The 12,527-nt window shown below is 46.1% G+C and carries 11 protein-coding genes and 2 riboswitches; of the genes, 6 read left to right on the top strand and 5 right to left on the bottom strand.

Going from position 1 to position 12,527, the window contains the following annotated elements; translation table 11 throughout:
- Window positions 1-40 precede the first annotated feature (40 nt).
- On the bottom strand, window positions 41-928 hold the full coding sequence (locus tag BLR43_RS01815; protein ID WP_167669370.1) for an alpha/beta hydrolase family protein: 888 nt from the start codon (window positions 926-928) through the stop codon (window positions 41-43).
- 286 nt (window positions 929-1,214) lie between these two features.
- Between BLR43_RS01815 and BLR43_RS01810 the strand changes: the two genes are divergently transcribed.
- The 6 genes from BLR43_RS01810 (at window position 1,215) to BLR43_RS01785 (ending at window position 7,997) form a co-directional block, all read left to right on the top strand.
- A complete protein-coding gene (locus BLR43_RS01810; RefSeq protein WP_071001870.1) occupies window positions 1,215-2,447 on the top strand; it encodes an RtcB family protein in 1,233 nt (410 codons plus the stop codon).
- Window positions 2,448-2,522: 75 nt separating this feature from the next.
- On the top strand, window positions 2,523-3,251 hold the full coding sequence (locus BLR43_RS01805) for a hypothetical protein (RefSeq protein ID WP_071001871.1): 729 nt from the start codon (window positions 2,523-2,525) through the stop codon (window positions 3,249-3,251).
- 11 nt (window positions 3,252-3,262) lie between these two features.
- Window positions 3,263-3,721, top strand: coding sequence for a DIP1984 family protein (locus tag BLR43_RS01800; protein WP_071001872.1), 459 nt, complete (start codon window positions 3,263-3,265; stop codon window positions 3,719-3,721).
- A gap of 343 nt (window positions 3,722-4,064) precedes the next feature.
- On the top strand, window positions 4,065-5,168 hold the full coding sequence (gene rtcA / locus BLR43_RS01795; protein WP_093068163.1) for an RNA 3'-terminal phosphate cyclase: 1,104 nt from the start codon (window positions 4,065-4,067) through the stop codon (window positions 5,166-5,168).
- A 121-nt stretch (window positions 5,169-5,289) separates the two neighbouring features.
- A complete protein-coding gene (locus BLR43_RS01790; RefSeq protein WP_093068160.1) occupies window positions 5,290-7,113 on the top strand; it encodes an FMN-binding glutamate synthase family protein in 1,824 nt (607 codons plus the stop codon).
- Between the two features lie 74 nt (window positions 7,114-7,187).
- Window positions 7,188-7,997: a phosphodiester glycosidase family protein gene (locus BLR43_RS01785; RefSeq protein ID WP_093068155.1), complete on the top strand. Its 810-nt coding sequence runs from the start codon at window positions 7,188-7,190 to the stop codon at window positions 7,995-7,997.
- A gap of 156 nt (window positions 7,998-8,153) precedes the next feature.
- On the opposite strand, the gene BLR43_RS01780 is transcribed toward BLR43_RS01785, so the two are convergent.
- From BLR43_RS01780 to BLR43_RS01765, 4 genes are all read right to left on the bottom strand, one after another.
- Window positions 8,154-9,377, bottom strand: coding sequence for a vWA domain-containing protein (locus BLR43_RS01780; protein ID WP_093068151.1), 1,224 nt, complete (start codon window positions 9,375-9,377; stop codon window positions 8,154-8,156).
- A 57-nt stretch (window positions 9,378-9,434) separates the two neighbouring features.
- Entirely contained in the window at window positions 9,435-10,283 is an 849-nt protein-coding gene (locus BLR43_RS01775; RefSeq protein WP_071001877.1) for an AAA family ATPase, read from the bottom strand.
- A 308-nt stretch (window positions 10,284-10,591) separates the two neighbouring features.
- Window positions 10,592-11,260 (bottom strand): hypothetical protein, encoded by a 669-nt coding sequence (locus BLR43_RS01770; protein ID WP_227674256.1) that lies wholly within the window; start codon window positions 11,258-11,260, stop codon window positions 10,592-10,594.
- Window positions 11,261-11,536: 276 nt separating this feature from the next.
- A complete protein-coding gene (locus BLR43_RS01765; protein WP_071001878.1) occupies window positions 11,537-11,857 on the bottom strand; it encodes a YcgL domain-containing protein in 321 nt (106 codons plus the stop codon).
- A gap of 260 nt (window positions 11,858-12,117) precedes the next feature.
- Window positions 12,118-12,256, top strand: a riboswitch (glycine riboswitch).
- A gap of 66 nt (window positions 12,257-12,322) precedes the next feature.
- Window positions 12,323-12,471: riboswitch (glycine riboswitch) on the top strand.
- The last annotated feature ends 56 nt before the right edge of the window (window positions 12,472-12,527 follow it).

Here is a 12,527-nt window from a genome sequence, read left to right as displayed (position 1 = left end):
TTTTACTCATAATAATGCGCTTGGCTTATTGGTTTTGATGTTACTTTTTGATTGCCCACGACTTCATACTGTCAATAGACAACGGCTCGTCTGCCATAATCTGCTGCGCAAGGTGACGATTCAACGGATACAGCACGCTAAAGTGCTCGTGCCGTGCAATAAACGCACAGTGCAGCATGGGGCTTTTGTTCTTATCACACATCGGCTTTAGGTCGCGATAGTTACCGTCACGCTTGCCCTCAATAATCCACGTCGGCATGCGAATATCATTCGTCCAGTTTGCAGGCGCACGCAAATCCATTTCGCGTTGCTCATCACCAGTAAAGTCAACCTCTTGCAAAAACATCGTCTCTTGCGTAGCGCCAAAGCTAATCACTTCTTTAAACAACTCAGGATGCGTGCTGCTCGCCACCTCACTGACCAATAGCGCGAGCGTGCCGCCCGTACTGTGCCCGCCCAAATAGATACGGCTGCTATCGACATATGGCAGGGTCGCCAAATATTCTGCCGCCGCGATGACATCATCGACTTCACCATAATTCACTTCGATATTGCCCGCATTGTCATTGCCACCGCGCAAGGTGGGAAACATCATGATCACGCCAGCATCACGATATGGGCTGGCGGTTTGGTCATTTTGCCTTGAGCCTTTGCGCCAAAAGTCCGCCAGCGTGTTGGACTCACCGCCCGTTATCCAAACGATAGCAGGATGCTTGTCGCCATCGTTTGGATCGGGCGTGACAAAGGCGGCGAGCGACATGCCGTCACTGTCATAGCGCACGCTGTCAAATAGGGCTGCGGGCGGCTTGGGCAATGGCATTTGCATGGTGGGCGCAACTTGTATCGAGGTCTGATAATTGCCGCGTAGCGATGCCAAAGACGGCGCAGCAAAACAACTGCTGATGCTCACGCCTAGTAAAATCGCCATGCTGAATAAGCGTTTGTTAGAGACAACGTTATGCTTTGTTTTATATTGAACCTTCACCATTACACACAATTCCTTTATAGAATAAAAGCTATATTTATAGAATAAATTATATCTTTATTTACTTGATTAAAGTCCATTTTTTTATAAAAAAAGAATTTAAAATGTTTTTTATTATTCAATATCAAATGCTTATAAAAATAAAAACTATCTTTCCCAAAAACTGGCACACCCTTAGCAGTATATAAAGTACAGACAGAACATTTTTATAAAAAACTAAGGAGACACTATGCAGCCTATCAATCACAATATCATTCAAGACGGTGGCACCCCTATCCGCCTATGGACCAAAGGCGTGCCTGTCGACCCAAAAGCCCACGACCAGCTGATTAAAGCCTCACAGATGCCCTTTATTTATAAGTGGCTCGCGGTGATGCCTGATGTCCATGTCGGTATCGGTGCGACCATCGGTACGGTGCTGCCGACCAAAGAAGCGATTATCCCAGCAGCGGTCGGCGTGGATATCGGCTGCGGCATGATGGCGGTGCAGACCACGCTGTCCGCAGATGATTTGCCCGACAACCTGCACGGTCTGCGCACCGAGCTGGAAAAAGCCATTCCGCATGGACGCAGCAAGACACGCGGTCGCGGCTCGCGCCGTGACGTGGGCGCGTGGGCGAACCCTGATGATACCGTGATGAATGGCTGGGGTACGCTGGTCGATGATTTTAATTATCTGACCCAAAAGCATCCCAAACTAAAAAACACCAACAATCTAAAGCATTTGGGCACTCTGGGTACAGGCAATCACTTTGTTGAGGTGTGCCTTGATGAGACCAATCAGGTGTGGATTATGCTGCATTCAGGCTCACGCGGCGTGGGCAATGCCATCGGGCGCTACTTTATTGAGCTGGCGCGTGAGGACATGCGCAAATGGTTTATTAACCTGCCTGATAAAGATTTGGCGTATTTTGCTGAGGGGACTGAACATTTTGACGATTATTGGTTTGCGGTTGGCTGGGCGCAGCGCTTTGCCTTTAAAAACCGCGAAATCATGATGGAAAAAGCCATCCAAGCGCTACGCACCATCGTGCCAAAACCGTTCGATGCTGCGGTAAAAGCGGTCAACTGTCACCACAACTATGTGGCAAAAGAAGAGCACTACGGCGAGGAAGTCTTTGTCACGCGTAAAGGCGCAGTGCGCGCACGCGTCGGCGAATACGGCATCATCCCAGGGTCGATGGGCGCAAAATCCTTTATCGTCAAAGGTAAAGGCAACGAAGAATCGTTTTGCTCTTGCTCGCATGGCGCAGGTCGCGTGATGTCACGCACTGAGGCGAAAAAAGTCTTTACTATTGATGACCAAATCGCCCAAACCAAAGGCGTAGAATGTCGTAAAGACGCAAACGTGATTGACGAAATCCCAGCGGCGTACAAAAATATTGAAGACGTGATGAGCGCACAAAGTGACTTGGTGGAAGTGGTACATACCTTGCGGCAAGTGGTTTGTGTGAAGGGTTAAACCAAAATATTTAAAAAAATCAGTTAATTATATTACTTTAACCTATATTAATTAATCCAAAAAATAAGGCTAAATATGATTCCCCAGACATTTATTGAAACAGCAGGTGATATTCTAGGTAGCACCGAGAAAGGCTTATCAGGCTCTAAAATTGCTAGTTTATTTGCAGCATACGCAGTTGACTATAACACTGATATTCCTTATACAAGTTATCCCTTTACAGTATCCACACCTAATAAAAGGTATGCCTTAAAGAAAAACTTAAGCTCGTTTAACCCTAAACAACAATTTAAAATCATAAAAGAACTTTGCGAGCATCCGGAAATTAAAGACTTACCTGAAGTTAGAGATCTTAAGATCAAGCTGTTGACACGCTTTAAAGGTTTGAATACTGACATAGACACGGTCAATGAAATTTTAGTAGATGAAACTAGATTTTGGTTAGATGACTATACTAAATCCCTAGAACAATATAACTATGCTTTAGAAAAATATAAAGGAAATATATTTGAGAGAAACTTGTTAGATGACCTTCGACTATCGTTAGAGCTATTAGTAAAAGAAATACTAGGAAATTCCAAGTCTTTAGAAAATCAGCTTACTGATATTGGTACATTTATTAAGAGGAATAATGGCTCCCGAGAACTAGTAAATATGTTTGTAAAGCTAATTGATTATTTTACTAAGTATCAAAACGATTACGTCAAACATGACTCTCAAGTTATCGAAGAAGAAGTTGAGTTTATCCTTGAAATAACCTCTTCATTTATGAAACATTTCATTAGAATGAAAAATAGAATTTAAGGAAAACTAAAATGAAACTCGCAGAAGCCCTACTTATCCGCAGTGATATGCAAAAAAAGCTGGCGCAAATCAAAGGACGCATTCGCAGCAATGTAAAAGTCCAAGATGGCGATACGCCAAGCGAAGACCCCAATCAGCTATTGATGGACGCAAGCCAGCTGATTACCGAGCTGTCCGCGCTTATCGCCCGTATCCAGCGTACCAACGCGGTGGCGCTGACGGACAACAATCAATCGATGCTGGCGCTGCTCGTTGAGCGCGACACCCTTGAGATGCGCCACAAGCTATTGACCGAGTCGATAGCCGCGACCGAAACCGAGGTCGATCGCTATAGCCCGCGTGAGATTAAATGGCAAGTGATGGTCTCGGTCGGCGCATTGCAAAAGCAGGCGGACGATATTGCCATGAAGCTACGTCAGCTTAACATTGTCATTCAAGCCAACAACTGGCAAATTGACCTTGTGGACTAGGCGCTTACCTAGCTCATTAAACCTTTTTTAGCTTTGTCTGTCTGATAATGGACAGACCACCCTTTTGAAATCGACTGGGCGAGTGTCAGACCCCGCGACCCACAGCAGGGGGTTGAAAATATACTGTCGTGGCTGCTACGCGTTGTGGGCAGGCGCATTTTTTACCACTTATGCCCCGCACATGGCACTTGGCACAATGCACCATTTAGACCTTACCACCAGACACTGACAGTCGGTTTCAATCTTATTTTAAATGCGACCCGAAAAGTATTGGGAAGCATTTTATTATGCCCATTAACGACACTACCAATCAATAGTCTTACAAATCATAAAGACATTTATCATGCCAGCATCAACACGTAAAGCCCTAAAAATCGACGGCAGCACAGGCGAAGGCGGTGGACAAATCATTCGTACGGCACTGTCATTATCGATGCTCACAGGCACACCGATTGAAATCACCAATATTCGTGCTGGACGCGCCAAACCCGGATTGATGCGTCAGCATTTGATGTGTGTACAAGCGTCACAACAGATATCAAACGCTAGCGTATCGGGCGCTCATTTAGGTAGTATGGCGTTCACCTTTACGCCAAGCACCGTGCAAGCGGGCGATTATACCTTCGATATCGGCTCGGCAGGCAGTACCAGTCTGGTGTTACAGACGCTACTGCCTGCCCTACTCTTTGCCAATGCTGACTCAAGCAACAAGTCCACCGTTACCATCATAGGCGGCACGCACAATCCGTTAGCGCCAACCACCGACTTTTTGCAGCACGCCTTTGTGCCGCTACTTGCCAAGCTCGGCATGCAGGTCGAGATTGAGTGCGTGCAAGCGGGCTTTGCCCCTATCGGCGGCGGCGCGATTAAAGCAACTGTTGCGCCATTTGTGCGCCGTGCTAATGCTTCACGATTAGACCTCACGGAACGCGGTAAGCTTGTCAGCACGGAGCTGGTCGCAAGCGTGCTCAATCTAGAATACGATATCTGCCTGCGTGAGCTTGCCAGCGCCAAAGCCGCGTTGATTGAAGCGGGTATGGATGAGGCGCTTATCACAACACGCGGTAATAAATTATACGGCATTGGTGAAGGCAATACCTGCTATGCAAAAGTCACTCACGAGAGTATTAGTATCCAAAATCACAAAGAATATCACTCTGAAATATTTACATTACTAGGAGAAAAACGCAGCTCAGCAGAAAAGATAGGTGGTCGTTTGTCAGGCTTAGTAAAGCGTTATTTGTTTGACACCGATGCGCTGATTGATGAATATTTGACCGATCAGCTGCTATTACCGTTAGCCTTAGCAGGCGGCGGTGCGTTTAGCGCGCGGGTTATTAGCGAGCATAGCAAAACCCAAGCATGGCTCATTGAGCAGTTTTTACCCGTTGCGATCACGTTTGATGCTATAGAGGATGAGCAAATATTAGTCAGAATCACCTGCTAAAATTTGCCAGCATTAGTATACTGTTACCCAATGATACCGACTTGGCGATAGCATCAGTGTATGATGTACGCGACAAATTTGAACGTATTATCTATATTTACAGTGACTGTTGAGCCTCGTTATGCCTGAATCCCGTACCAATCTGAACCCTGAACCCAAAACCAGCTCGCCGTATTTTGTCGGGCTGCTGCTGCGCTATAGCACACTGGGTGCAGCCATTTGTCTATTATTAGCCGGATTGCTGCTGATGCACGGTTGGCTAATTGTGATTGGAGGTTTTGGCGTAGGACTCGGTATTTATGATCTGATTCAGTCCAAGCATTCAGTGCTAAAAAACTACCCGATAGCAGGACATATACGCTACGTACTAGAGGATTTTCGTCCTGAGATTCGTCAGTATTTGCTTGAAGATGACAAAGAGCAGGTGCCATTTTCACGCCAGCAGCGCGCGCTAGTGTATCAGCGGGCAAAGAACGTCAGCGATACCAATGCGTTTGGTACGCTAGACAATCTTTATACTCATGGTAAAGAATGGTTTTTGCAATCCGCCGTTAGCCAGCCGTTAGAAAACAAAGACTTTCGTATCACTGTTGGCGGCGAGCGTTGTAAGCAGCCGCATGATATGTCGGTATTCAACATCTCCGCGATGAGTTTTGGCAGTCTGTCCGCAAACGCCATTATGGCACTCAATCAAGGCGCAAAAATAGGCGGATTTACACATGATACGGGCGAAGGCGCGATCAGCCCTTATCATCGTAAGTTCGGTGGTGATCTGATTTGGGAGTTAGGTACAGGGTATTTTGGCTGCCGTGATGCCGAAGGCAATTTTGACCCACAGTCTTTCGCCGAAAAAGCTGTCGATCCACAAGTCAAAATGATCGAGATCAAGCTGTCGCAAGGTGCCAAACCGGGTAAAGGCGGCGTGTTGCCATCGAGCAAAATCACTCAAGAGATTGCCGATACTCGCCAAGTGCCGACGGGTCAAGACTGTATTTCGCCCGCTTCGCACACCGCGTTTAGTACACCGCGTGAGCTTGTCGCCTTTTGGCAGCAGCTACGCGAATTATCTGGTGGCAAGCCTGTTGGCTTCAAGCTATGCGTGGGTCAGCCTTGGCAGTTTATGGCGATTGTCAAAGCCATGATCGAGACGGACAACTATCCTGATTTTATTGTTATTGATGGTGCCGAAGGCGGTACAGGTGCGGCGCCTGTTGAGTTTATGGACAATGTCGGCATGCCGATGGTCGAAGGGTTTTTGCTTGTTCACAATACTTTGGTCGGTGCAGGCATTCGTGACAAGATCAGACTTGGCGTCAGTGGCAAGATTGTCTCAGGGTTTGATATTGCACGGATGATTGCGCTAGGTGCCGATTGGTGTAACTCGGCGCGTGGCTTTATGTTTGCGGTTGGTTGTATTCAGTCGCGCTCTTGCCATACCAATACGTGCCCAACGGGCGTCGCTACCCAAGACCCTTACCGTCAAAAGGCGCTCGATGTCCCTAGCAAAGCAGAGCGTGTGGCAAGCTTCCATAAAAACACACTCAAATCATTGGCCAGTATCGTCGGCGCGGTGGGCTTACAGCATCCGAGTCAGCTACAACCTTATCATATCGCCCGCCGTCTAGATGACGGGCAGATTAAGCTACTGTCTAAGTTTTTCTACTTTACGGATAAGGGCGCATTACTTGATAATAGCGCGCGTGCGGATATTTTCAATCAAATGTGGGTGATGGCCAATCCTGATAGTTTCTTAGCCAATAATGATGCGCTCATTGCTTATAACAAAGACTCTCGTGATAAAGGTAAAGAGACTGGCGCACCAACCGAACATCGCGCTGGATACAGCTCCCCCTACAGCACCGATCATACGATCACAACCGATGGCGGGCAGCTCATCGGCAATGTGAATAACACCTTCCGTGACTATCCGCCCAGTAGCGACTAAAAGCGAGTACCCAAGATTTATATATGAATCAGTAGCAAACCACAAATACCACTATGTTAAAAGACGTGTGATTGATGCCAACCTCCATTTTGACCTTATTGTTATCATTGATAGTGCTTGCACTTGGCCTTAGCGCTTGCCAGCAGACAGACACTGACACGACTAACCTCGATACAGACAGTTGGTCGTGTCAGACAAAAGACTCGCCATTTACTTATAGCGTCTGCCGTGTGGATGCAAGTGGATTAACAAGCGATCGTTATTCACTGCAGCTGTTTTGGCAAGCCTCTAATGACCAACCACTACTAACCTTTGATACATTGTTGTCCACTTTACCAAAGACTGAAACTCTAAACTTTGCCATGAATGCAGGAATGTACAACGAAAACTATGCACCAATTGGTTACACCGTCATCAAAGGCGAAGAAGTCAAATCGCTCAATCTAAAAGAAGGTGGTGGCAATTTTCATTTATTACCCAATGGCGTTATGTGGTGGGACAAAACTGGTCACGTACAAATCACCGAAAGCCACGCCTTAGATGAACAGATAAACAATGGCAACGCACAGCCTTGGTATGCGACGCAATCTGGTCCTATGCTAGTCATCAATGATGAGATACATCCGCAGTTCAATCCTGATAGCACATCCATCAAACTGCGTAATGGTGCAGGCATTTGCCGAGATGGCAGCATACAATTCGTCAATACAGACGAGCCTGTGACGTTTTATCAGTTTGCGACTCTATTCAAAGACGAGCTAGGTTGTCCAAATGCGCTGTTTTTGGATGGCGGCATTGCCTCAGCACTGTATGCACCCAGTATCGATAAGCAAGACAAAAAAGAGATGGGTGTGATGATTGGACTGGTTGAAAACAAAAGCTAGCATCTATCGTCACCATAGCATTTGTCACTAATATGCCTTCTCAAAATTGGCACTACTTAACATAAAAAAGCATTTAAATTAACATAAAAAAGCACTTAAAACGATCACATCGTCTTAAGTGCTTTTTTCATATTACTCGTCCGATATAGATTAATACTACCGCGCCATATACTGGGTCATCTCCTCAACACCGTGCAAGGTCATCGGATACATCTTATCTTCGAATAGCTTTTTGATCTCAACGATGGTTTGCGTGTACTGCCAATAGCTTGGGGTTTCAGGATTGAGCCACGCCACTTTGTCAAAATGATCCAGCACACGCTTTAGCCATACGATACCGGCTTCATTGTTCATATACTCGACGCTACCGCCCACGGTCATCAGCTCATACGGCGACATCGATGCATCACCGACGAAGATGACGCGATACTCGCGCCCATATTTATTGAGTAGCTCAAACGTGGGCATCGGTGCACTATGGCGACGATTATTGTCCTTCCACACATAGTCATACAAGCAGTTATGGAAATAAAAGAACTCTAATGTTTTAAATTCATTCTTTGCCGCAGTGAACAGTTTCTCAAGTGCTTCGACATGGATGTCCATACTACCGCCTACGTCAAATAGCATCAATACTTTGACACGGTTGCGGCGCTCGGCTTGCATATGTATATCAAGCACGCCCTTTTTGGCAGTACGTTTGATGGTCTCATGAATGTCGAGCTCGTCAGCGCTGCCTGTCCGCGCAAACTGACGTAGGTTGCGTAGTGCCATTTGGATTTGGCGGGTACCAAGCTGATTATCATCATCAAGATTGCGATATTTACGCTGCTCCCAAACTTTCGCCGCGCTACGTTTACGCGATTCACCGCCGACGCGCACCCCTTCTGGATGGTCGCCATAAGCACCAAATGGCGAGGTACCGCCTGTCCCTACCCATTTACTACCACCTTGGTGACGCTCTTTTTGCTCTTGTAACCGCTCCTCTAACGCTTTCATCAGCTCCTCAAGCGAGCCGTATTTTTTGAGCAGGCGTCTTTGCTCTTCGGTTAGATTTTTTGGGTCGAGCTTTAGATCCAGCCATTCTTTAGGCACATCCGTCAGCTTGGCCAACAGCGCATCCATATCAAGACTATCCACCCCTTCAAAATAGTCTGCCATTGCCCGATCAAATTTATCAAAATGGCGCTCGTCTTTGACCATGCACAGCCGAATCAGCCGATACATATCCTCACGGCTCGCAAAAGTCGCCAGTGCTGGATCTTCAGGATGCGGCTGCATCATCAGGCCCTTATCTAACGCGGCATTAAGATCAAGCAGCTCACGCGTACTGACTGGTACGCCGTAAGTCCGCAAGGTATAGAATAGTTTTATGAACATAAGAGACGCACCACTGATTGACGTAAAACAAAAAAAGCACTGAACACTTAGACGCGCTTAACGACGCATCATATTGGCAAAACGCTGTAGTAAATTCACATCGGCTTCGTTTTTCAGCAATGCACCGTATAATGGCGGAATGGATTTTTCGCCGCGTAAGTTTTCTTCTAACTCATCCTGCGCCATGTCATCAGCGAGCAATAACGTCAACCAATCGACCAATTCAGACGTTGATGGTGGTTTTTTAAGGCCTTGGATATTGCGCAGCTTGTAGAATATATCCAACGCGTCGTTGACCAATTTTTCCTGAATATCGGGGAAATGCACCTCTATGATTTGGCGCATGGTTTGCTCTTCTGGAAAGTCGATGTAATGGAAGAAGCAACGACGCAAAAACGCATCGGGCAGCTCTTTTTCATTGTTTGATGTAATGATTACTACTGGACGCTGCGCGGCGGTAATGGTCTCGCCCGTCTCATACACATAAAACGACATCTTATCGAGCTCATGCAGCAAGTCATTAGGGAACTCGATATCGGCTTTATCGATCTCATCGATTAGTAGTACGCTGCGCTCGGTGCTAGTGAAGGCATCCCACAGCTTGCCCGGCTTGATGTAATTGCCAATCTCATAAACCTTGTCATCACCCAACTGCGAGTCACGTAGGCGCGATACCGCATCGTACTCGTATAAACCCTGCTCGGCTTTAGTCGTCGACTTGATGTGCCACGTAATCAGTGGCATCCCTAGACTCTCAGCAACCTCTTCGGCAAGTAAGGTTTTGCCCGTACCAGGTTCACCTTTGATAAGGAGCGGCTTTTGTAATGTCATGGCCGCATTCACTGCCAGTTGTAAATCGTCTGTGGCGATATAATTTTGAGTGCCGGTAAAGGTTTGCTTGTTCATAATCAGGTCTCGATTGTTGTTATAGATAAATTGTTATGAATATATGGTTATAAATAAGTAGAACTAAAAATTTGATAATGAATAAAAGATAAATTAGATTAGCACAGCCTGAGGCATTGCCAAAATACTCATGCGTTCGCCTTTGTGAGCAATGGTTGGGTGCCTCTCATAATTCTCAATAATTCATAAGGTTGCCAGACGATTTGGCATAAAAAAAGACACGCATGGGTGTCTTTTTTTATCATTACTCGATTACTTTACTGGCTCGCCTGCTTATTTATTACACCGTACAAACAGACTTCAGCGTTTTAGCGATTGTCAGCATCAGTATTCTTAGACAAGCCATTCTGTTTTTTTAAGTCAACATGACTTTTAGTATTACTGCTCTCAGGCTTAGCGGCTAGGGCCGTATCATCAGACTGCTCAGTCAACGTAGAACCTTCTGCCAAATAACTGCCGGTCGTCAGTTGCATTGTCGCTTGCGTATCCTCTGCCGTACGGCTGCGGGCTTTGTCCAAGCTCGATGCGAATGCGCCGCGTATCAGCTGCCACATAAAACCGATAAACAAACCGATGACCAGTACCACCAATATTGGCAGCATATTGGCAATCGCGCCTGCAAAGTCCTTCATCATAACAGCGTAGACGACGCTGATACTGGCTGGTGCAATTTCACTAGAGTCACCAAGCGCTGTGCCGGGTGCCAATAACACTGCAAACAGTATCATCCAACTCATACCGCCCAGTGGTTTTGGCAATATGCGAGCGACTAGCAACCATAACACCAATACCAAAATGGAACCACCAAGATACGCATACATTGGCAAATCGGCGGGCGGTACATCTTTCACCATTTGGCCCCACCAAATAGCAATCTCACCGAGAATGTCACTAATAGATTCTAATGGTAAGCTGTGCAAAATATTTTTTAACCAATCCATACGTGTTTCACTACCTGCGTTTATCACCGTTGACACGTTATGTGCCTAGCAGTGTATGGTGCGTTCTGTCGTACCAAAATAAGATCAAATACAGTATCGATGCACACATCATGTGCGTTTCTATCTGTATTTTTTTATGTGGATGTCATGGGGTGTCAGTTTATCACGACTTTCTACCCAAATGCATGTGACCAAATGTGTCATGAGTGTTTTGTCCATGGCATTGTAAAGACCATTCTCTCAATCATCTTGCCACAACCGTCTTATCAATAAGCGTACCAATCGTCAATGTTATCTAGTGGTAAAATGTATCTAGTCGTAGATATTGTCCTGCGCTTCACGAGCGCGTAGCTCTGCTTGGCGGCGCATGACATCTTGCGGTGGCATCTGCACAAAATAACCTTGGGACGCTAGCTTTGCCAGTACTTCTTCTTTATCAACACGCGCCAGAGTGGGCGTCGCCGCCAAATCAAGATGCATGACAAACTGGCTACGGCCCAACCCTGCACGAAAGTCCTTTGGCAGTACGCCAAGCCAATCTTTGATCTCATCGGTATCATCAGGATATTCAGGGCGCGCAATATATACATACATGTCGTCATGTTTGGGAAATTTATAAATATCGCAATGCATAAAAACCACCTATCAGAAACTATGGTCGTAGGTTAGCATATTTCAGGCAAACACCAGTAGTCGCTTTGCGTGTTGCTATGGTAATTTTTGCGCCCATACATCATTTTATTGATTCTCAAAACGGCTGATAGAGATAAAAAACACCATCTTGCTAAGCGTCTTTGGTGAGCAAATGTCCTAATGAGCACACATTTTTGCCAAATTTATTTGTTTTAATGGCGGTGATGACTTGTAAAAGCGCTTTGAACCTTTCATAATAAAAGCGTTTTTCAGGAGAGAGTCTGTCGGCACAGATTTTGTATCAAACCCTATTGGTGATACAAACTGACAACTGCCATACGACCACCGAAGGCGCATCCACCCTGCCAATCGCTCAGGTAAAAGGACTGAAAAACACATGTCACTGTTGTTTGGTAGTGTTTGCTAGCATCACGCTCATAGCGCACTACTTTATCAAACGTCAGACATAACAAATCTGGAGAGTGGTAAGTACGGACGACGTCTTACCCACCGAAGGGGAGAAAATACGCTATCATCAACCGCAGGTTTTAAATAACTGCTCGTAAACGATGGTTCGTGTTGAAAATCTCAGGTCACAGGACAGATAGGGCTTTAGCTTAAACCGACGTTCAGCGTCTGTTTGGCCTACGTCTTTATCTTTGCTTTCTGT

This window comes from Psychrobacter pacificensis (genome assembly GCF_900101915.1).
Lineage (GTDB): Bacteria > Pseudomonadota > Gammaproteobacteria > Pseudomonadales > Moraxellaceae > Psychrobacter > Psychrobacter pacificensis.
Note: the sequence above shows the minus strand (reverse complement) of the source record. Positions and strands in the feature narration are given on the sequence as shown.